Source organism: Salinicoccus sp. Bachu38 (assembly GCF_038561955.2).
Taxonomy (GTDB): domain Bacteria; phylum Bacillota; class Bacilli; order Staphylococcales; family Salinicoccaceae; genus Salinicoccus; species Salinicoccus bachuensis.
This window is the reverse complement of sequence record NZ_CP138333.2, coordinates 2,053,003-2,074,089: the sequence shown is the minus strand read 5'-3', so window position 1 is coordinate 2,074,089 and position 21,087 is coordinate 2,053,003. Positions and strand designations below refer to the sequence as shown.

The following is a 21,087-nucleotide window of genomic DNA, read 5'->3' as shown; positions in this document are numbered from 1 at the left end:
CTGCGCAGCGCATTGTTTCTATCCGGTTTTGAATGTATATCATTCAACCTGAATATTGTCCGGTGGCACTGGCGGAGAGGCCCCACCTGTTCCCATGCCGAACACAGCAGTTAAGCTCTCCAGCGCCGATGGTAGTTGGACTGACGTCCCGTGAGAGTAGGACGCCGCCGGGCAGTATATATTACATAATTAAATTATGGATGCGATGAGCCGCATTGAGACCTTTACAGGTCTCTTTTTTTGTATAATGGGAGTATAAATCTAGTGAGGATGGTTGAATCATGGAATACTGTATTGAAGTCACCGGCCTGTCCGAGACTGAAAAACTAGCAAGTACTTTGGAAAAGAATATAGGGCCGGGTACTGTCATTCTGCTTTCTGGAGACCTTGGTGCCGGGAAGACGACATTCACCCAATTTCTGGGCCGGGCTCTTGGTGTCAAACGCAGAATGAGTTCTCCCACCTTCAACATCATCAAAAGCTATGATGGGAAATGTACTGTTCATCATATGGACTGCTACCGTCTTGAAGAAAGTGATGAAGATCTTGGGTTCGATGAATATTTTAATGAAGATGATATATCGATTGTGGAATGGCCAATATATATAGAAGAATTTCTGCCAGATGAGCACTTGTCCATTCATATAGAAACACTGGGCGAAGAAAAACGGCGCTTCAAATTTTCTGCAAAGGGTACCGCATACACTACAATACTGGAGGCACTTGAAAATGATTTCCCTTCTGATTGATACTTCCAACAGGCCTTTATCCATCGCCATCAATAAGGATGGATATTGCCTGGCAGAAATAAATACCACTGTGAAGAAGACCCATTCCGCTACATTGATGGTATATATCAATGAACTTTTTGAAATGACAGGATACAAGCGTGGAGATATCGACCGGATCATTGTGGCGCGGGGGCCGGGTTCCTACACAGGTGTACGGATTGGTGTCACTGTGGCCAAAACACTGGCTCATGCATTGAGTATAGACCTTTATTCTGTTTCATCTTTGGCTGTCATTGCAGCCTCCACAGGCAGGGAGGGCGTCATGGCACCGATGTTCGATGGCAGAAGGGGCAATGTCTACACAGCCGTCTACCGTCTGGACGGCAAATCATTCGAAGAAGTCATGGATGCAGGATATATGGCACTCGATACAGTCCTTGAGCATTTGGAAAAATATGAGGGAGGCATCGTACTGTCAGATGCCCAGGAAAAATTCAGTGGAAATCTCGATATATTCACCCATGCTATCCCCCGCATCAGCGCCGTAGAGAAGTTCGAGTCAATAATACGGCATGAGGATGTCCATCAGATGGTACCTGAATATCTAAAAATATCGGAGGCTGAGAAAAATTGGATGGAGCGCACACAGTCATAAGAAAAATGGAAATCGATGACCTGGAAGCTGTATATGAAATTGAATCAGCCTCATTTCCGAATACATCATGGAACATCGAATCATTTCTGAGGGAACTGACAGCGAATCAGTTCGCCTACTACTTTGTTATTGAAAAAGAGGATAAAATAGTAGGCTACTGCGGAGTCTGGCTCGTCATCGACCAGAGTCAGATTACGACCATCGCCGTGGCAAAGGAAGAACAGGGCAATGGCTATGGTCGTCAGCTTCTCCAGCATGCGAAGCAATATGCAGGCCAATCTGCAGATATACTTTCACTGGAAGTGAGCATAGATAATCATAGAGCCATGAAGCTGTATGAAAAGGAAGGTTTCCTCTATGGAGGAATACGCAAGGACTATTACGGTCCGGGAAAGGATGCACATGTCATGTGGGTGACGCTGAATGAATGAAGAAGTGATTATAATGAGCATTGAGACGAGCTGCGATGAGACAGCATGCAGTATCGTCAGAAACGGCGATGAAATACTTTCCAATATCGTTGTAAGCCAGATAGAAAGCCATAAGCGCTTTGGCGGTGTCGTACCGGAAGTGGCTTCAAGGCACCATGTTGAAACCATTACGGTGGTGATCGAGGAAGCACTGGAAGAAGCAGGCCTCCTTCCAGCAGATCTTTCAGCTGTGGCAGTGACGGAAGGGCCGGGCCTGATCGGTGCATTGCTGGTCGGCATCAATGCCGCCAAGGCATTCAGCTTCGCACATGATCTGCCACTGATCCCCGTCCATCATATTGCGGGCCATATCTATGCAAACCAGCTGGAGGAGAAGCTTGAATTCCCACTCATATCCCTCATCGTATCCGGTGGACATACGGAACTCATCTATATGAAGGATCATATGTCCTTTGAAGTCATCGGAGAGACAAGGGATGATGCAGTGGGGGAGGCGTATGACAAGGTGGCCAGGGTCATCGGCCTCCCGTACCCCGGCGGTCCGCATATCGACCGTCTGAGCAGGGAAGGGGAAGACACATTCAATTTCCCAAGACCATATCTTGAACCGGGAAGCTATGATTTCAGCTTCAGCGGACTGAAGTCTTCAGTGATCAATACACTGCACAATCATAGACAAAAGGGCCTTGCGGTAGACAAGGCGGATGTGGCAAGGAGCTTCCAGGAGAGTGTCGTTGACGTGCTGACAAAAAAGACGATGCTGGCTGTGGAGAATTATGGTGTGGATAACCTGATCATTGCAGGGGGAGTGGCCGCAAACAGCGGACTGAGAGCCCGATTTGAAACACTCTGTGAGGAGCAGGACATTAAGCTCAGCATCCCCCAGCTGAAGTACTGTACCGATAATGCAGCCATGATTGGTGCTGCAGCCTACCATCTCTATATCAGAAACGCCTTTGGCAGCCTGGACTTGAATGGAAGGAATTTCATAGATATAGAAGAATACAGCATATAAAGAGCCATATCCCTCAAAATGAGGGACATGGCTCTTTTAAATAATCTATATTTGTCAATACGGAACGTCTGTTTTAAACAGCCTGTGGATAACCTGTTGATAGAAATGGAAATAGCGCTCCAAACGGCGCAGGTACTGGGGATATAATTGTGCATAACTTTGTGTATAAGTTATCCTGGCTGTGGATTATGGGCTGAATTATGCACTGCTCTGCACTTTCTGCTGTGAATAAAAATGTGGCTAACTCCATATAGTACATAGTCCTTCTAAATGGAACGTGCGTTCGTCATCCGTTTATATCTCTTCCAGTTTTTCTTCCAATATCGCCCATTCCATCATCAGTGCATCGAGCTGTTCCTTCTGCGCATTCAACTGCTGATTGAATTCCGAGGCTTTTTCGTAATCTTCATATACTTCGGGGTCGGCGAGTGTCGCCTCGGTCGCTGCGATTTCTTCCTCGAGTGCCTGGATGCGTTCTTCCATCCTGCTCGTACTGCGTTTCAGCTTCTGCATCTCATTCCTTTTCTGCTTCTGCTGTTCATAATCAGTGCCATTCTGGTTTTTGTTATCCTGCTTCTCCACTTTGATATCGAGGGATGCCTGTTCTTCCTTCTTATGGCGGTAGTAGCTGTAGTCGCCGTTGTAGGTCTTGAGATGCTGCAGGTCCATTTCCACAATTTTGGTGGCGATGCGATCAATGAAGTAGCGGTCGTGGGAGACGAACAGGATGGTCCCTGGGAAATTCTGAAGTGCCTCTTCCAGGACTTCCTTGCTGTCGATATCCAGGTGGTTGGTCGGCTCATCGAGAATGAGAAGGTTATTCTTTTCCAACATTAGTTTCGCAAGCTGGATGCGGGCCTTCTCCCCACCGCTCAGATCATTGACACTCTTCATCACTTCATCCTGGGTGAACAGGAAGCGGCCGAGCACTTTGCGGACATCGCTTTCATTCATGTTCGGATACTCATGCCACAGTTCTTCAAGGACATTCCTGCTGGAAGTGAATTCGGCCTGTTTCTGATCGTAGTAGCCGATGGAGACGTTCGTACCATAGATGATTTCTCCGGCATGCCGTGGCAATTCCTTCGCAATGGTTTTGACGAGGGTGGATTTTCCTATACCATTCGGCCCGATGACCGCCAGGCGGTCTCCTTTGTCTACATTCAGGGTGATGCCGCTGTTCAGCGTCTCCTCATAGCCGATGTCGAGGTTATTGATCCGGAGGACGTCGTTTCCACTTTCCCTTTTTATATCGAAAGAGAAGCGCGCACTTTTTCTGTCGATCTGCGGTGTATCCATCCGGTCCATCTGCTCAAGCTTCTTGCGGCGGCTTTTTGCCATGTTGCTTGTCGAGGCCCGTGCTATATTCTTCTCGACAAACGTTTCAAGCTGTTTGATCTCCTTCTGCTGATGCTCGTAAGCTTTCATCCGAAGACTGTAGTTCTTCTCTTTTTCCTGGACGTATTTCGTATAGTTGGAGTGGTAGAGGGTACCCCTGTACATTTCCACTTCAAAGATTTTGTCGACCGTCCGATCCAGGAAGTACCGGTCGTGGCTGATGATTGCGATGGCACCTGTAAAACTGTTCAAATACTGTTCGAGCCATGCCACGGTGTCCATGTCCAGGTGGTTGGTCGGTTCGTCAAGAAGGAGCAGGTCGGGTTTCGACAGGAGCATCTGGCCGAGGGCAAGACGTGTTTTCTGTCCGCCAGAGAATTCATCGACATTGCGGTCGAGGTCATCGATTGTGAAACTCAGCCCGGTTGTGACCGTCTTGATCTGGGCATCGATCGTGTATCCCCCCTGGGACTCGAATGAATTCTGCAGCGTGTCGTACCGGTCCATCTGATCGCTATAGGCAGGGTCGTCATAATCATGTTCTGCCAGCCAGGTCGTCACTTTCTGCATCTCCTCCTGGAGATCGAGCAGGTGGGAGAATGGACGCATCATTTCATCCCGGACGGTCTGGGAGGATTCCAGTGTCATCTGCTGGGTCAGGTAGCCTATGGAGATGCCTTTCGGCGTAGTGACCTGACCTTCATCAAGCCCGAGTTCCCCCGCCATTATCTTCATGAGTGTCGTCTTTCCGGCACCATTTTTCCCAACAATGCCGACGGTTTCCCCTTTTTTTATTTCCAGATTTATATTTTCAAAAATCATATCTGTACCGAATGATTTCTTTACATTTCCCAATTGCATTACTATCATATTGATTACCTCACTTTCTTCAAGTCTACAATAAATAAATTAAAAAAACGATGAAATTAAATGACATTGACTACACTATGAAAATTGAGATATGCTATAATGTACCAACAGAGTGTAATAAACGAGGTGTGGGACATTTGAACAGTAAAAAGAAAATCCCAAATGCAACTATGAAACGTCTCCCTTTATACTATAGATTTTTTAAGAACGCTGAAAAATCCAGTGTGGATAGAGTCTCATCCAGAGAAATCAGTGAGGCATTGGATATTGATTCTGCCACTATAAGGCGAGACTTCTCCTATTTTGGTGAACTCGGTAGAAAAGGTTATGGATACAACGTCAAAAGCCTTCTGAACTTCTTCATGGAACACATCCAGGGGAACGAAGTAAGGAACGTAGCAATCATTGGTGCAGGTAATCTGGGCAGTGCATTATTAAACTACAAATTCAGCAACATAAATGATAGAATGAACATAGTTGCTGCCTTTGACAGCAATGATGAAATTGTTGGCACATCCATCAATGATACATTAGTATATCATCCAGATGAACTTGAGGATATGGTCAGTAGACATAACATAGACGTTGCGATACTTACCTTGCCGGCAGAGGTCAGCCAGGACATGGCTGAACGGCTTGTAGATGCGGGCATCAAAGGTATACTGAACTTCACACCAATCAGATTGGACGTAACTGATGGAATCTATGTACACAATATAGATTTGAGTGTTGAATTGCAGGCGCTATTCTTTTATATGAAACATATCTAGGAGGGGTATTATGCTCGAAATGTTAATGCCGGTGACGCTTATGGCAGTAGGACCAACAAGTATGATAGTAATCGCTGTTGTAGCATTGATTATATTCGGACCCAAGAAGCTTCCTCAATTTGGACGCGCAATGGGCTCCACTTTAAAGGAATTTAAAGACGCAACAAAAGGTCTCGCTACAGACGATGATGAGGAAGAAGAAGAGTACGAGAAGAAAAAACAGCCGAAGAAGATTGAAGCAGTTGAAGTCGAAAAAGCTGAAGAAACTAAAGTATAAAGATTTGGAGGTGGCGAAAGCCGCCTTTTTTTAAAGAGGTGAAAAGTAAGATGGAAGACTCGGAAAAAAAAGAATTTACCGAGCACTTGGAAGAATTGAGAAAGCGTCTGCTGATTGTCATGTATTTCTTTGTCGGGGCACTGATCGTAGGATTTTTCCTGTCCAAGCCCCTGATATACCGGATGCAGAATGCGCCATGGGCGGAATCCATACAGATGCATGCGTTCCAGGTTACTGATCCGCTTAAGATCTATCTGCTTGTGATCGTCATAATCGGTCTTGTGGTGGTGCTGCCGGTCATCATGTACCAGCTATGGGCCTTCGTGGCGCCAGGACTATACGGCAATGAAAGGAAATTGACATTGAGCTACATTCCGATTGTCATGATCCTCATGCTGATTGGGATGGCCTTCGGCTACTTTGTTCTTGTGCCCTACATCATCCAGTTCACTTTCGACCTTTCGGAAGAGATGGGAATCGAAACGACCATCGGCATCAATCAATATTTCGGATTTCTGTTCAGAACAGTCCTGCCATTCGGTGCAATATTCCAGATGCCGATCCTGGTGCTGTTCTTGACACAGCTTGGTCTGCTGACGCCGATGTTCCTCAGGAAAAACAGGAAGTATGCCTACTTCATCCTGCTGATCGTCGCAGCACTGATTGCACCCCCGGACCTGATGACGCATATCATGCTGACAATACCAATGATCATTCTTTACGAATTCAGCATCTATATTTCCAAAATCGGCTACCGCAGACACTTGAAGGCAGAACAGAAGGCAATAGAAGAATCTTTGGATTCCGACTAGGAGGTATTCAGGGTGAAATTCGATTCGAACACTGAAGCGTTTAAAGCGTTGGATGAAAGAGGCAGCGAAGCATTGAATGAACGGATTGAACGGACACAGGAAAATCAGTGGAAGCAGAAGTATCATGTGCAGCCGATTGCGGGCAGCATGGATTCCATTGCCGGCTTCGTTTACCACGATGGTACGTATCATATCCTCTACCAGTGGTCACCCTTTGAAGACAAAAGGACCAGATGCCTGTATCATGTGACTACGAACGACCTCGTTTCTTTTGAGAATAGGGGAATAGTGAAGATGCTGTCGGACGGAGCCTATTCGGGCTCCGCTTTTGTAATGGAAGGGAATATCCACCTCTATCATACGGAAGTGCGTTCGAATACAGCGTTCCAGCAGTACACTACGTTTAAAATGGAAGCAGGTGGCCTCCACCCGGACAGGACCGTGCCGGTCATAAAGGGTGCACCACCCGGATACAGATGGCTGATGAAGGATCCCAAAGTCTGGCATGGGAATGGCGGATATATCATGATGCTCGGTGCCGCTACATCGGAAGACTATGGCCGTGTCCTCGTCTTTGCCGGAGATACGCCTGCCGATTTTCAGTACAGGGGTGAGTTGGAAACACATCTCGACCAGTTCGGCTTCATGTGGGAGTCTCCGGATCATTTTGAACTGGACGGCCATCATGTATTCATGTTCTGTCCCCAGGGACTCGACAGGTACAGAAACAGCTATTGGAACATCTACCAGTCGGGGTACACGATTGGTGAAATGGATTATGACTCATTGACGATGAATCATGGGCCTTTTCATGAACTCGATCATGGGTTCGATTTCTATGCGCCCCAGACAACCCTCAACGGCAACGGTGAACGGCTGATGATCGGCTGGATGGGCATGAAGGAAACCGGCTACCCGACCGATGATTCATGGTCGCACTGTCTGACGCTGCCCCGTGAACTTTCGGTTGAACAGGGGCAACTGAGGCAGAAACCGGCTGCGGGTCTGAGAAAATTGAGAGAAGCGGAAATGACCGCCGAGGGATACTTCGACCATCGCCCGAAAAAGATGAGGGATTTCTACGGGGACAGCTACGAACTCGTCATGGAGATGCTTGAGAACGATGCGACCCGTATTCATATCGACCTGAGGGTGAGCAGGCGGGAACAGACGAGCCTCATCTATAATTCCGCAACGCGGACGCTCATCCTTGATACGGCCTTCAGTGGTGAAATGCCTGAAAATGTGGATGGAACAGACAGGAAGGTGGCACTTGATGCGCCGCTCTCCAAGCTGCAAATATTCGTCGATGTCTCAAGCATCGAAGTCTTTGCCAATGACGGGGAAGCGGTGATGACGGCACGCATCTTCCCTTCACGCAAAGCGACAGGCATGGAGGTGTCCACGGAGATCGGCAGCTGCCATGTCAGGATGACCAGGTATAGTCTGAAACAGTTATCACCCAATCCTGTAATCGAAAATAAGTAGAACAAACTTAATTTCATTATTTAAATATAATTTTATTTCAATTTTCCTTATAATTGATTGATTATTTTGTTATTATTAATCTACACAAGGTTAGGGTGAGAGGAGAGGGAAGACATGTTTTCGGTATTGAGCCAGATTCGTAAACGTTTTGAATATATGACACCAGTGGAGCAGCGCATTGCAAACTTCATGCTGGACAATCCCACGAAAGTGATCAACATGCCGGTCAAGGACATCGCGAGAAACAGCAATACAAGTGATGCGGCAATCGTCAGGTTTTCCAAAAGGATTGGCCTTGCAGGCATCAAGGAATTGAAGGTGGAGCTTGCAAAGGAGCTCCATACACTGGAGAAGGAGAATATATCCAGGGTCATCGACCTTGAACAGGATACACATAAGGATATTTTTGACAAAGTGTTCAAAAATACCATCCAGGCACTCTACAACACAGAAAAGATCGTCAATCGGAAAGCGATGAAAGAGGCGGCACACCTTTTTGCCAAATCGGACAATACTTTCATATTCGGAGTGGGGGATTCGGCGAATGTTGGAAATGAGCTCGAACAGAAGTTACATAGGGTCAATATAAACGCCTTCTTCACCGCCGACAAATACCTGTGCATGACACGGCTGTCCAATGCGACGGAAAATGATGTGCTCTTCCTGATTACTCTTTCAGGCAAGACGAAGGAGATCGTGGAAGTCGTGAAGCTGGCGAAGAAGCTCGGGGTCAAAACGGTCATCCTGACACAGAACCATGCTTCCATCGCAAAAAGGAATGCCGATATCGCGATAGAAATCACTGAAGAAGAGACGAACATACAATACATGAACATGACGAGCCGCATCGCCCAGCTTGTCATCTGTGATGTACTATTCTTCTATATCTGCCGGGAACTTGGCGCCTCTGCCTACGACACGATCATCAAGACATATGACATCACCCACTGATCCATGCCCCTTTCAATACGAAAGGGGTTTTTACATAAGTAACGGCCCCTCAATAAAAGATATCTTCTTGAAACATTACTGAAATATTCATTCCAAATTTTCCTGCTATATTAAGGTTATGTAACAAGATGGAAATTAGGTGGATACTGCTTCCCCATTCCAATATAATGATGATATTCGTTAAATGGTGGCAAAGCCTGATGGGGGAATTATTTTGAGAGAAAAACTGATGAAATCAAGTATCGCATCCCTTTTGATCGCATCAACAATATTCACATATAATATGGATACAGTAATAAAAGCTGATGAAGCAGATGCAGTTTCAAGTACGGAAGAAAGTACAGAGGCATCTGGAGAAGCAGTTTCCAATGAAGAAAATACCGAAGAGGCTACAGAAGAAGCGGTGTCCGTTGAAGAGGATATCGAAGAGATCACAGAAGAAGGAACAGAACAGGAACTGCTGGTCGAATCATCGCCGGAGAATGCGACTGAACAGGAAGTCCAGCAGCAGGCAATCGCAGAGTACAATACCCAAGCAGAAACCGATGAAACACCACCTGTACATGAAAGCCAGGAGCCGGCGCCTGCCGAAGAGGAAAGCAGCACTCTTGAGCCTGTGGAAGACCCTGCAGGACAACCGGACCCGGAGACCACTGAAGAGACCCCTGAACCGCCCCCTGAAGAATCTTCCGAAGAAGTGACGGAAGAAGTTCCTACAGAAGAAGTGGTATCAGAAGAGGAGGCATCATTTGAACCGACGGCAGAGCAGACGGAGGAAGTGACAACTGAGGAGACGACGGATCAGGAGCCATCTGAACCTTCAGCCGAAGCGCCGACAACAGAACCATCAGAGGAGCCATCATCTGAACCCGTGGCAGAGCCATCTGAGGAGTCGACCCAGCAACCGGCGGTTGAAGCGCCTACGGGCGAAGAGACAAATGAGCCGACAGCTGAAGGCCCGGCAGATAATCCGATGGAAGAGGAAGTGACAGGCGAATCGCCTGAAGAGCCTGCTACAGAGGAGCCGGCAATCGAACATGATGAACCTGCTGCTGAAGGTGATACAGCCACAGAGTATGATGCCGAAGAGAGCGGAGTTGAAGCATATTCGCCTGATCAGCCACTCTCCGGAGAATCAGAAGCAGACATGGAAGCTTCTGAAACCGAAAATGTAAATAGGCAGAAGTACTACCGTTATGACTACGGCAATATTCTGGAAGGCATCTCATTGAATCCAGGCGCTTCTGATGAACAGTTGAACCTCCTTGATAAGAGGGTCAATCGTCTGATGGCATCCCAAATCATGTCGGAAGATGAAGTGGATGAATCGGATATCGTCGAGATTGAGGAAGAAATCAAGAATGAAGAGGGTGTCATCGCTTCAACAGATCGGAAGTCACTGCCTGATACGGGCGAAACGGATTATACTTTCCTATATGGTACGACGCTCCTGATTGCAGGTGCCATACTGCTCTTCATTACAAGAAGGCCAAATAATCATAAATGCAAATAATAGGAAATCCCCATTCGAATGAATGGGGATTTTTCTATAGTGCTCTGTCATCTATTGAGTTCAGGTAGTCTTTGACTTCGCCGACAACGGACTCGAGGCAGCCGTCTTCGAATGGTGAGGTCAGGTTTGCAGACCTTGCCAGGGCATTGAATGGCAGTGATCCGCCCAATTTGCACAGCTGGACATAGTCGGTCCACGCCGCTTCGAAGTCTTCATTTGCCCGCTTCCAGAACTGCAGGGCACAGACCTGGGCGAGTGTGTAGTCGATGTAATAGAAGGGTACACCGAAGACATGGCCCTGGCGGTGCCAGAATGATCCGCTGGAAAGCGGTTCTATGTCATCATAATCCCGATGGGGCAGGTACTTGTCTTCAAGCTTCTTCCATTCCTGTCGCCTCTCTTCAGGTGTCAGTTCCGGGTTTTCATAGACGATATGCTGGAATTCATCGATGGCGACGCCATAAGGCAGGAAGGATATATTATCCGCCATATGGGTGAATTTGAATTTGTCCGTGTCTTCCTTGAAGAAAAGTTCCATCCAGGGGTAGGTGAAATACTCCATGCTCATGGAATGGATTTCAGCTGCTTCGAGGGTTGGGAACTGATATTCCGGCACTTCGAACCCCCGGGACATATAGCTCTGGAATGCATGGCCCGCTTCATGTGTGAGTACTGTGACGTCATCCAGTGTGCCGTTGAAGTTCGAGAAGATGAACGGTGACGCATGCTCCGGAATGAATGTGCAGTATCCGCCGCCTTCCTTGCCCTTCTTCGCTTCGACATCAAAAAGGTCGCGTTCCCTCATGAACGTATAGAATTCATCCGTTTCCGGAGATAGTTCCCTGTACATCTTCTCTCCATTTTTCAGGATTTCCTCCGTATCGCCCTTTGGTGTCGCATTTCCGGTTACAAAATCAAAGGATTCATCGTACGATTTCAGTTCGGAAAGGCCGATTCTTCTGCGCTGCCTTTCCTTGAGCTCTGTAACAAGCGGGACGACATGCTCCGCCACCTGGCGTCTGAAATTCTCCACCATTTCCCGGTCATAATCGATGCGGTTCATCCGGATGTATCCGAGTTCTACGAAATCCTTGTAGCCGAGCTCCTGGGCAATCTGATGCCGCGTCTTGACCAGATCATCGAATATCCGGTCTATCTTCTCCAAGTGTTCCCCCATGAAGCCCTGCACCGCTTCAGTGGCTCCTTTTCTCATGGACCGGTCCGTATGTTGCGCGTAGGGACCGAATTCCGAGAGGTTGAGCACTTTTCCATCGAATTCGATTTCCGCAGAAGCCATCAGCTTGGAGTATTCGGAATCGAGCCTGTTCTCCTTCTGGAGCAGTGCCTTCACTTTCGGATCGAAGCCTTTGATTGCATTGTCTGCAAGGGCGAACAGTTGCTTCCCGTACCGCTCTTCAAGTGCATCCTTGTACGGGCTCGAAGATATTGCCTGATAGTATTTATGGTCGATCTCCTGTATTACAGGTCCATATTCGTCGAAGAAATCCCTTTCCCTGTCATAGAATTCGTCTTTTGTGTCGATTGAAGCCCGTATGTAGGCGAGGGTACTCATCGTAGACAGATGATTGAAATGCTTGTTCAGTTCGTCAATGACACTGCCCTGTTCTTCAGCAGTTGTCTTTGTTTTGAATTCGTTGAGCAGATCATCGACCTCGGAAGAGATCTTTTCAAGGTCGGGTCTTTCATATTGATAGTCTTTAAAAGTAAGTGCCATATGCATCCCCCTAAACTTTTATACAGTTATATTTTACCACATTGACTGATTGATCATCCAAATTATTAATATGTTCAGATTATTTGATTTGTGGGTAGTGTAGGGAAGAGAAGGATAAAAAGGAGAGAATTGTATGGTAGATGTAGATGAAGTATTGGAAAGCAGAATTGGAGAGATGGCCAGGAAAACGAAGGAAATGGGAATCCCTCTCATGATAGTGATCGAAGGGCCGCCGGCTTCCGGGAAATCACGTCTTTCGAATGCGCTGTATATGGCGCTGGATGCCAAATATACGGACTTCATGGCGACCCGTCCGCCGAGGGACATCGATCTGAGATACCCTTTCCTGCAGAGGTACTGGAATCACCTGCCGAGGAATGGAAATATCAACATCCATTTCAGAAGCTGGTATGCCCAATACATCGACTACAAGACACGGAACATACAGGAAAATGTCAGAACGGATTACGTGGAAATCAAGCAGGACATCGACCATTTTGAAGAGACGCTGATGAATAATGGCTATGAAATCATCAAGTTCTATGTGCATACGAGCGAGGCGGTCAGGAACCATCATATTGAAAAGCTCAAGGCCAATCCGGTACTGAAATGGAAGGCGGAGGAATTCGAGGAGCGGCTGGATAAAATCGACTATGAGAATGAAATGAAGCAGTTTCTCGAAGCACCGACCGGATGTCCGTGGACGGTGATCGATTTTGAAGATAAGGGGGAGGCGATCAACACTTTATTTTCAACCATCATCGAACGCCTGGAAGAGCGGGTGGAGAAGGAAGAGCAGGCGGAGGCGCCGAAGGTCGATGGGGAATTCACCGAGGATTATGAAGCTGAATTCTTCAATTTCGATTTTGAGAAGGAGAAAATAAAGAAGAAGGAATACAAGAAGATACTCCCCGGCCTGCAGGAGAGGATGCGGGAGATCCAATTCCAGCTCTATGAGAAGAAGATCCCCCTGGTCATCGTCTATGAAGGTATGGATGCTGCAGGGAAAGGCGGCAACATCAAGCGGATCAGGGAACCGCTCGACCCGACAGGGTACACGGTCAATGCTACAGGGGCACCGACGGATATCGAACTCGCCCATCACTACCTGTGGCGTTTTGCCACCGATGTGCCGAGAAGTGGCCATATCGGCTTCTATGACCGCAGCTGGTATGGCAGGGTGCTGGTGGAACGCATCGAGGGGTTCGCCTCCAACAGGGAATGGAAGCAGGCCTATGAGGAAATCAATGACTTTGAGAAATCATTGTACAACTCCGGTGCAATCATCGTGAAGTTCTTCCTGTCCCTGGACAAGGATGAGCAGCTTGAACGTTTCGAAGACAGGCAGAAAGATCCCGACAAGCAGTGGAAGCTGACCGACGAAGACTGGAGGAACCGGGAGAAGTGGGACCTGTATGTCGAGGCCAGTGAAGATATGGTGCGCAGGACACACACGGCCCATGCACCATGGCATGTCGTTGCAGGGAACAACAAGAAATACGCCAGGATCACTGCACTCAGGAAAGTCATCGAAGCATGCGAATCCCGTTTGAATAAAGAGTAGAACCGGCTTCGGCCGGTTTTTTGCCGGAATTCGGAATAATTCTTGCAGATTCCCCAAAAAATGTATATCCTATAAAGGGTAACTATTTAATTTTAGAATATTTTAAATAGTTCAAAATAAAAAGGGGGAAGGTAGATGCAATCAGTCAAAAGGGTATTTCTCCTGTTTGCTGTACTGCTCATGGTATTCAGTGCATTCGGGTCCGAAGTGCTTGCCAATGAGCTCGGCAAACCTCAACGTTCACCTTCGTTGGATGAATCGCACCTTGAGAAATATGAGAACATAGAGGCCCAGGTGGATGTATTGACCGGGCCAGCACAACTTGGAGAAAGCCTGGAGGATGAAGAGGGGGATGTAAATGTCATAGTACATTTCAGGGAACCTTCCGTCGGACTCCAGAAAGGACTTGTGCAGTCCCAGGGCAAGAAATGGTCCAATCTTGATGCTGGAAAGATCAAGGAGAAGATAGAGAAACAGCAACAGCAGGCGGAGCACAGCATGAGAAATAAAAATATCAGCTATTCCAAAGGGAATACATATAATACTGTGCTGAATGCCCAGTCCATGACCATTGCGGCACAGGATCTGGATAAGCTGCTTGAAGTCGAGGAAGTGGCACTCGTCGAGGAGGACTTCTTCGTTCAGCTGGATCCGGAGCCGGGCAATGGACACGGCGAGGATATAGAAGGACTGGCGGATGTATCGGATGAGGACATAGCACCGAACTACATCACGGGCATCACGCATCTTGGAATACCGAAAGTGTGGGAGCTCGGCAGCAGGGGGCAAGGCGTGAAAGTCGGTGTCATTGATACGGGCATAGACTACAACCACCCTGACCTTGCTGATGCATACCAGGGCGGCAGGAACTATGTAAATGGACCGGACTATAATACGGAGCGTCCGGCGGACGATCCATATGAGACGAAGCCGGAGGAACGCCCGGAAGGCCTGCCGGAGTATGACGAGCGGGGCAACTCCTACTGGACGACCCACGGGACACACGTGGCCGGTACGATTGCGGCACAGGGCAACAACGACTATGGCATGGTCGGTGTGGCACCTGAGGTCGACCTGTATGCCTACCGTGCACTCGGCGCCTACGGCAGCGGCTATACTTCATGGATCGTCGGTGGCATCGAAGGTGCTGTGGAGGATGGCATGGATGTCATCAACCTCTCACTCGGCAATACGCTGAGCGATGAAAGCCAGGCCAACTCATTCGCACTGAACAATGCGATGCTGCTGGGTACTGTCTCCATTGCGGCGACAGGGAACGCAGGTCCCGAGCGCTCGACGGTCGGCGGACCGGCGACAAGTACGATGGCAATAAGCGTGGGCAATACGACATTGCCTGAGCAGAGGGTGGCATCCAATGTCGCGCTTGAAGCGGGTGGATTTTCAGAGACACTCGATGCCGACTTCATGGCATTCACGATCGGAACCCATCCTGAGGAGCAGCTTGACTCCCAGATGGAAGTCGTCAATGTACCTGGTGTGGGCGCCGCTGGAGATTTTGAAGGCATCGACGTCGAAGGCAGGGTGGCCTTGATCCAGCGCGGAGAGATCGCTTTCGTCGATAAGATCAGGCATGCACGTGATAATGGCGCCCGGGGTGTCATCATCTACAACTCGGCGGATGGCTCGAATGCGCCAGGACCGGTGGACATCTTCCTCGGTACGGCATTCGACTATATTCCAACATTGGATATATCACATACACTCGGAGCCGAATTTGCCGCAGCACTGGAAGAAGCAGGTGGCGGGAATGTCACTTTCAACAGCTTCGAAGACACAATGACGGCAGGTGACCAGGTGAATGCATCCTCTTCGAGAGGACCATCCACACCAAACTTTGACATCAAGCCGGATATTGCTGCACCGGGGACGAACATCCTTTCGACAATTCCGGAATTCGCTGCGGCCGGAGAATCCTATGACCAGGCATATGCCCAGTACACGGGTACTTCCATGGCAGCACCACATGCCTCAGGCATTGCGGCACTGCTGCTCGAACTGCATCCGGAATGGGATCCATTCGATATCAAATCCGCGATGAGCAATACCGCAAAAGTGCTGGATACCTCAGCCTACGATGTATTTGCCCAAGGTGCGGGACTCGTCCAGCCATATGCAGCAGCGACGACGAATACACTGCTGAAAGTGCCACATGAATCCGCAATGGATGGCACGACATACACCCATACGCGGGGGACGATGTCATTCGGGTATGAAAGTCCTGGAGAGACCGCAAGGACGGTGACGAAAGATCTGATCATCGAGAGCGATTCCGGGGAAGCATACAGTTTTGAAGTCGTAACGACCAAAGCGCCGACAGGCGCCATGGCAGGCGCGACGCTGACACCAGACATGAATCCGGTGACGGTCAACGGCAGCCAGACGGTGGAGTTCACCCTGGACATCCCGGCCGGCACTGCAGAACCGGGGAATGAATTCCTGGGCTACATCAATGTATCCAGCGCTTCAGGAGAGTACTCCGTACCGTTCGCAGTCGGATTCGGAGAACCGCTCCAGCAAGGATTTGCACAGTTCTACCTGAATGACTACCACATCTCACCGAACGGGGATGGCGTGCAGGATGAAACATCCGTATATGCCGCCTTCCATAATCCGCAGGAGATGACACAGTTCAGCTGGTTCGATCTGCTGAATCCATCATCCGGACCGTATTCTGATGGATACATCGGGGATTTCGCCTTTGAAACAGGTATCCAGTCCGAAATCACGGTGCCTGTCGACGGGACGATGTACAACATCGAGAACAATGAATACGTCTATTCCGACGTACCGGATGGCGTCTATACCGTCGATGCGTTTTCCCAGCATGAAGGGGGTCTCGAGCTCCAGTATGACGGACCGCTGTTTGTGAAGCGTGAAGCCACACAGGTTACAGAACCGGCAGTTGCATCCGGCGTCGTTACAGCAAACGTCAGCGACCTGTATATCGAAGCACTTCCGGATTTGGAAGAAATGTACGGCATGACATATGAACCGAACACCCTGATAAATGCCAACTATGTATTGGCAAATGGTGAAGGCAGCGAAGAGGGTGCGATAGAGATCAATACAGACGGCACCCTGGCACACGATTTCTCAGGGCATACCGGGACGTATCATCTGACGCTTGAATTCACAGATGCCGCCGGCAACAGTGCATCCTATCCGTATACGGTCGATTTCGACGAGGATGTGATCACCGAAGGCCAGGACGGGCTTCCGGGAGGGGAGACACCTGCTGACGCCTACGCAGTCACTGAATCGGATATCGGTGACGGAATAACGAGGAACAACATCAAGGACATCCATGTCGCCGTACCGGATGAATATATCGAAGACGGTTCCGCCACAGTCAGCATTCCCAACACGCTGATTTCCCAGTTTGCGGAAATGCGTCCAAACAAGACGGTTGTGCTGGACGTTGGAGGTTCCGCCGTCCAGCTGACCGTCCAGAACTTCCAGCAGTTTGCGTCATATGACAGTGTGGAGGTTACGGTGATGCGTTCACCATCGACTGAAGCGCATCATGTCAGCGACATCTATGAAGTCGTGCTCACCGGCATCAGCGGAGAAGCGGAAGAGACCATCACACAGCTCGATTCTGCGATGAGCATCATGATCGAAGCACCAGGCAGACACTTTGATGTATACGATATTGCGGCAGAAACCGTCGTCAAATCCAAATACAACAAGAAGCAGCAGGTGATCCAGACCACGGTGCCATCGTCATATGTAGTGACAGAACAGGATTGAAGCCATTAAAAAACGGATTCCACGAGGGTTGTCTCATGGAGTCCGTTTTATTTTAAATATATGGTGTTGACTTGCAGTCGGAGATGAAACAAAAAAGAACGGAAGCAGGAGCGCTCCCATTCTCGATATTCTGTAACCTTACAACAGCAGGCGGATGATCATGCCGACGCCATTCTGTATCTCTTCAAGCTGCTCGATATAATCCTTGAACATCAGCTGAAGCAGCACGACCAGTCCGTTCATGAGCATATGCACCATGATGGGGACGAGCAGCCGGCCGGTGATGACGTACAGGAAGCTGAATGTATAGGCCATGACGACATAGATGAGTACATGGGTGAAGTCCCAGTGGGCGACAGCGAAGATGAGTCCGCTGACGAGCCCGGCGACAAGGAAGGAAACCACTTTCGGTCCGGGAACGACTTCATATATTTCTCCGAAGATGGCGCGTCGGAATACGTACTCTTCCAGTATGGGGCCGAGCAGTGCGACGACGAGTATCATGAATGGAGCGGATTGTATCATATCTATGATTCCGGCGGTGTTTTCACTTTCCATCGGATTGCCAAGCACATAGACGTTCACAAGGCCGGCGATCACCTGTGTGGCATAGGCGAGGACGACACCGCCCACGATCCATGCGATTGTTACGGGAATGTCCGCCTGGCGTCCGCGTTCAATCCGGTTCTTGTTCTTATGAAGCTGTCCGATTGCGATGACGGCAATTACTCCGATGGCGAAAGCAATCGCCTGATACGGCAATACCTGATCAAGAAGCTGTGCTTCAGTAATTGAAGGATTGACTGCAGCCATGACGACGGAAACCGGCACGACGGCAAACTGTACTGCCAAAAATATTACGATGATCAATGCACTATATAACTGTCTCAAGATAAACCCTCCATTTTCCAATACAGTTATTCTACCTTAAAAATTAATGGTGATAAAGCAAAGAGAAAATACTTGCAATATTGACCAACTTTGATTATTATTTAATTGTTAGCACTTCGTATGCCTGAGTGCTAAATCTAATGATGTTTGTACTATATAAAGGAGGGCTTTCACGTGTTGAAACCATTAGGCAACAGAGTCGTCATCGATTTGACTCAAAAGGAAGAAACAACTACAAAGAGCGGCATCATTCTGACTGAATCCGCCAAGGAGAAACCGCAGGAAGGTACAGTGGTTGCAGTAGGTCCAGGAAAAGTATTGGATAACGGAAACCGCGTCGAGCTTGAAGTCAAAGAGGGAGATCGCGTCGTCTATTCCAAATTTGCTGGTACTGAACTGAAACACGATGATAAAGACTATCTCGTTCTTGCCGATACTGACATTCTGGCAGTCATCGAATAGCACATCCAAAAATTAAAGCGCAAAGCATTAGATTTAGATTCGTATAGGAGGAATGATTGATAATGGCTAAAGAACTGAAATTCTCTGAAGATGCACGCCAGTCCATGCTCGCTGGTGTAGATAAATTGGCAAATGCTGTGAAAGTCACACTTGGACCAAAAGGACGTAATGTCGTTCTTGATAAATCCTTCACATCACCACTCATCACAAATGACGGTGTGACAATCGCAAAGGAAATCGAACTCGAAGATGCATATGAAAACATGGGTGCAAAACTTGTCGCAGAAGTGGCGAATCAGACGAATGAAATCGCTGGTGACGGTACGACGACTGCAACAGTCCTTGCACAGGCAATGATTCAGGAAGGCCTCAAGAACGTCACAAGCGGTGCCAACCCTGTAGGTATCAGATCTGGTATCTCCAAAGCGGTGGAAGTTGCGGTGGAAGAGCTCCAGAACATTTCCCGTCCGGTACAGGACAAGGAATCCATTGCACAGGTCGGTGCAATTTCAGCAGATGATCCGGAAGTTGGGGAATACATTTCCGAAGCGATGGAGAAAGTCGGAAACGACGGTGTCATCACTATTGAAGAATCCCGCGGGTTCAAGACAGAACTCGAAGTCGTGGAAGGCATGCAGTTCGACCGTGGCTACACTTCACCTTACATGGTGACGGATTCCGAGAAGATGGTAGCGGATCTCGATAACCCTTATATTCTTGTCACTGATAAGAAGATCTCCAATTTCCAGGACATCCTGCCACTGCTCGAGCAGATTGTGCAGCAGTCCCGTCCGATCCTCATCATTGCTGATGATGTTGAAGGCGACGCAATGGCCAACATGGTACTCAACAAGCTGCGTGGCACATTCACGGCAATCGCAGTCAAAGCACCTGGATTCGGCGACCGTCGTAAAGCGATGCTCGAAGATATCGCAGTTCTGACAGGCGGACAGGTCATCACTGAAGACCTCGGACTCGATTTGAAAGATGCGACTGTCGACATGCTTGGTACAGCGTCCAAAGTCAACGTCACAAAAGACGATACGACAATCGTCGAAGGTGCTGGAGAAAAGAACAACATCGAAGCACGCATCGGTCAGATCAAATCCCAGATCGAAGAAACAGCATCCAGCTTCGACAAGGAAAAACTTCAGGAGCGCCTTGCCAAGCTTTCCGGCGGTGTTGCAGTCATCAAAGTCGGTGCAGCAACTGAAACGGAAATGAAAGAGCGCAAGCTCCGCATCGAAGATGCACTCAACTCCACACGTGCTGCTGTGGAAGAAGGCATCGTAGCCGGTGGGGGAACTGCACTGGTCAACATCTACAACAAAGTTTCTGAGATCGAAGCCGAAGGCGATGTGAAGACAGGCATCAACATCGTACTGAAGGCACTCGAAGCACCACTCCGTCAGATCGTGGAAAATGCTGGCCTTGAAGGTTCCGTCATCGTGGAACGCCTCAAGACACAGGAACCGGGCATCGGCTTCAATGCAGCAACTGACGAATGGGTGAACATGATCGATGCAGGTATCGTGGACCCTACAAAAGTTACACGTTCTGCACTACAGAATGCCGGTTCAGTCGCTGCGATGTTCCTCACTACAGAAGCGGTAGTTGCTGACATTCCGGAAGAGAATGGCGGCGGAGATGCAGGCGGCATGGGTGGCATGCCAGGCATGATGTAATTATGAATTCAAGAAGCCTCTCATCAGTTCAAAGAACTGATGAGAGGCTTCTTATATACAAATTAAAATCAACACAAAGAAATTCAAAGTTTTTATCTTCAAAGTATATTCTTATTAATGAAAATGTT

17 protein-coding genes and 1 rRNA gene are annotated in these 21,087 nt (G+C 48.4%); 15 read left to right on the top strand and 3 right to left on the bottom strand.

Annotated elements, in window-relative coordinates; all coding sequences use genetic code 11:
* Positions 1 to 58: 58 nt before the first annotated feature.
* From rrf to tsaD, 5 genes are all read left to right on the top strand, one after another.
* Positions 59 to 173: ribosomal RNA gene (gene rrf / locus RQP18_RS10585) — 5S ribosomal RNA — on the top strand.
* Positions 174 to 281: 108 nt separating this feature from the next.
* Positions 282 to 749, top strand: coding sequence for a tRNA (adenosine(37)-N6)-threonylcarbamoyltransferase complex ATPase subunit type 1 TsaE (tsaE, locus tag RQP18_RS10580; RefSeq protein ID WP_342387657.1), 468 nt, complete (start codon positions 282 to 284; stop codon positions 747 to 749).
* Positions 730 to 1,386: a tRNA (adenosine(37)-N6)-threonylcarbamoyltransferase complex dimerization subunit type 1 TsaB gene (gene tsaB, locus RQP18_RS10575; RefSeq protein ID WP_342387656.1), complete on the top strand. Its 657-nt coding sequence runs from the start codon at positions 730 to 732 to the stop codon at positions 1,384 to 1,386. The genes tsaE and tsaB overlap by 20 nt, the downstream gene beginning before the upstream one ends.
* A gap of 5 nt (positions 1,387 to 1,391) precedes the next feature.
* Positions 1,392 to 1,817 carry a ribosomal protein S18-alanine N-acetyltransferase gene (gene rimI / locus RQP18_RS10570; protein WP_342389401.1) on the top strand — a complete coding sequence of 142 codons (426 nt, stop codon included), beginning with the start codon at positions 1,392 to 1,394 and terminating at the stop codon, positions 1,815 to 1,817.
* Entirely contained in the window at positions 1,810 to 2,832 is a 1,023-nt protein-coding gene (tsaD, locus tag RQP18_RS10565; RefSeq protein ID WP_342387655.1) for a tRNA (adenosine(37)-N6)-threonylcarbamoyltransferase complex transferase subunit TsaD, read from the top strand. The genes rimI and tsaD overlap by 8 nt, the downstream gene beginning before the upstream one ends.
* Positions 2,833 to 3,126: 294 nt before the next feature.
* Here tsaD and RQP18_RS10560 read toward each other — a convergent pair whose 3' ends face one another.
* Positions 3,127 to 5,040: an ABC-F family ATP-binding cassette domain-containing protein gene (locus RQP18_RS10560; RefSeq protein WP_342387654.1), complete on the bottom strand. Its 1,914-nt coding sequence runs from the start codon at positions 5,038 to 5,040 to the stop codon at positions 3,127 to 3,129.
* Positions 5,041 to 5,177: 137 nt separating this feature from the next.
* Here RQP18_RS10560 and RQP18_RS10555 point away from each other — a divergent pair, with 137 nt between their 5' ends.
* The 6 genes from RQP18_RS10555 (at position 5,178) to RQP18_RS10530 (ending at position 10,851) form a co-directional block, all read left to right on the top strand.
* On the top strand, positions 5,178 to 5,810 hold the full coding sequence (locus RQP18_RS10555; protein WP_373446062.1) for a redox-sensing transcriptional repressor Rex: 633 nt from the start codon (positions 5,178 to 5,180) through the stop codon (positions 5,808 to 5,810).
* A gap of 40 nt (positions 5,811 to 5,850) precedes the next feature.
* On the top strand, positions 5,851 to 6,087 hold the full coding sequence (locus RQP18_RS10550; protein WP_423246909.1) for a twin-arginine translocase TatA/TatE family subunit: 237 nt from the start codon (positions 5,851 to 5,853) through the stop codon (positions 6,085 to 6,087).
* A 50-nt stretch (positions 6,088 to 6,137) separates the two neighbouring features.
* A complete protein-coding gene (tatC, locus tag RQP18_RS10545; RefSeq protein ID WP_342387652.1) occupies positions 6,138 to 6,899 on the top strand; it encodes a twin-arginine translocase subunit TatC in 762 nt (253 codons plus the stop codon).
* Positions 6,900 to 6,911: 12 nt separating this feature from the next.
* On the top strand, positions 6,912 to 8,387 hold the full coding sequence (locus tag RQP18_RS10540) for a glycoside hydrolase family 32 protein (RefSeq protein ID WP_342387651.1): 1,476 nt from the start codon (positions 6,912 to 6,914) through the stop codon (positions 8,385 to 8,387).
* A 114-nt stretch (positions 8,388 to 8,501) separates the two neighbouring features.
* Positions 8,502 to 9,338 (top strand): MurR/RpiR family transcriptional regulator, encoded by an 837-nt coding sequence (locus RQP18_RS10535; protein WP_031546061.1) that lies wholly within the window; start codon positions 8,502 to 8,504, stop codon positions 9,336 to 9,338.
* 283 nt (positions 9,339 to 9,621) lie between these two features.
* Positions 9,622 to 10,851 (top strand): LPXTG cell wall anchor domain-containing protein, encoded by a 1,230-nt coding sequence (locus tag RQP18_RS10530; protein WP_373446061.1) that lies wholly within the window; start codon positions 9,622 to 9,624, stop codon positions 10,849 to 10,851.
* A 34-nt stretch (positions 10,852 to 10,885) separates the two neighbouring features.
* Here the strand turns inward: RQP18_RS10530 and RQP18_RS10525 are convergent, their stop codons facing one another.
* Entirely contained in the window at positions 10,886 to 12,586 is a 1,701-nt protein-coding gene (locus tag RQP18_RS10525) for a M3 family oligoendopeptidase (protein ID WP_342387649.1), read from the bottom strand.
* Positions 12,587 to 12,719: 133 nt separating this feature from the next.
* Here RQP18_RS10525 and RQP18_RS10520 point away from each other — a divergent pair, with 133 nt between their 5' ends.
* Together RQP18_RS10520 and RQP18_RS10515 are read left to right on the top strand one after the other, a co-directional pair.
* Positions 12,720 to 14,150 carry a phosphate--AMP phosphotransferase gene (locus tag RQP18_RS10520; RefSeq protein WP_342387648.1) on the top strand — a complete coding sequence of 477 codons (1,431 nt, stop codon included), beginning with the start codon at positions 12,720 to 12,722 and terminating at the stop codon, positions 14,148 to 14,150.
* 135 nt (positions 14,151 to 14,285) lie between these two features.
* On the top strand, positions 14,286 to 17,921 hold the full coding sequence (locus RQP18_RS10515; RefSeq protein WP_342387647.1) for a S8 family serine peptidase: 3,636 nt from the start codon (positions 14,286 to 14,288) through the stop codon (positions 17,919 to 17,921).
* A gap of 138 nt (positions 17,922 to 18,059) precedes the next feature.
* Here RQP18_RS10515 and RQP18_RS10510 read toward each other — a convergent pair whose 3' ends face one another.
* Positions 18,060 to 18,812: a CPBP family intramembrane glutamic endopeptidase gene (locus RQP18_RS10510; protein WP_342387646.1), complete on the bottom strand. Its 753-nt coding sequence runs from the start codon at positions 18,810 to 18,812 to the stop codon at positions 18,060 to 18,062.
* 174 nt (positions 18,813 to 18,986) lie between these two features.
* Here RQP18_RS10510 and groES point away from each other — a divergent pair, with 174 nt between their 5' ends.
* Both groES and groL read left to right on the top strand, forming a co-directional pair.
* Positions 18,987 to 19,274, top strand: coding sequence for a co-chaperone GroES (groES, locus tag RQP18_RS10505; protein WP_342387645.1), 288 nt, complete (start codon positions 18,987 to 18,989; stop codon positions 19,272 to 19,274).
* Between the two features lie 62 nt (positions 19,275 to 19,336).
* The gene (gene groL / locus RQP18_RS10500; RefSeq protein ID WP_342387644.1) at positions 19,337 to 20,959 is read left to right on the top strand and encodes a chaperonin GroEL; all 1,623 of its coding nucleotides are present in this window, start codon (positions 19,337 to 19,339) and stop codon (positions 20,957 to 20,959) included.
* Positions 20,960 to 21,087 lie beyond the last annotated feature (128 nt).

Bases quoted from the DNA above. Each gene is read 5' to 3' on its own strand.
- tsaE (WP_342387657.1), top strand. From the start codon at position 282: ATGGAATACTGTATTGAAGTCACCGGCCTGTCCGAGACTGAAAAACTA.
- tsaB (WP_342387656.1), top strand. From the start codon at position 730: ATGATTTCCCTTCTGATTGATACTTCCAACAGGCCTTTATCCATCGCC.
- rimI (WP_342389401.1), top strand. From the start codon at position 1,392: ATGGAAATCGATGACCTGGAAGCTGTATATGAAATTGAATCAGCCTCA.
- tsaD (WP_342387655.1), top strand. From the start codon at position 1,810: ATGAATGAAGAAGTGATTATAATGAGCATTGAGACGAGCTGCGATGAG.
- RQP18_RS10560 (WP_342387654.1), bottom strand. From the start codon at position 5,040: ATGATAGTAATGCAATTGGGAAATGTAAAGAAATCATTCGGTACAGAT.
- RQP18_RS10550 (WP_423246909.1), top strand. From the start codon at position 5,851: ATGGCAGTAGGACCAACAAGTATGATAGTAATCGCTGTTGTAGCATTG.
- tatC (WP_342387652.1), top strand. From the start codon at position 6,138: ATGGAAGACTCGGAAAAAAAAGAATTTACCGAGCACTTGGAAGAATTG.
- RQP18_RS10535 (WP_031546061.1), top strand. From the start codon at position 8,502: ATGTTTTCGGTATTGAGCCAGATTCGTAAACGTTTTGAATATATGACA.
- RQP18_RS10530 (WP_373446061.1), top strand. From the start codon at position 9,622: ATGGATACAGTAATAAAAGCTGATGAAGCAGATGCAGTTTCAAGTACG.
- RQP18_RS10525 (WP_342387649.1), bottom strand. From the start codon at position 12,586: ATGGCACTTACTTTTAAAGACTATCAATATGAAAGACCCGACCTTGAA.
- RQP18_RS10520 (WP_342387648.1), top strand. From the start codon at position 12,720: ATGGTAGATGTAGATGAAGTATTGGAAAGCAGAATTGGAGAGATGGCC.
- RQP18_RS10515 (WP_342387647.1), top strand. From the start codon at position 14,286: ATGCAATCAGTCAAAAGGGTATTTCTCCTGTTTGCTGTACTGCTCATG.
- groL (WP_342387644.1), top strand. From the start codon at position 19,337: ATGGCTAAAGAACTGAAATTCTCTGAAGATGCACGCCAGTCCATGCTC.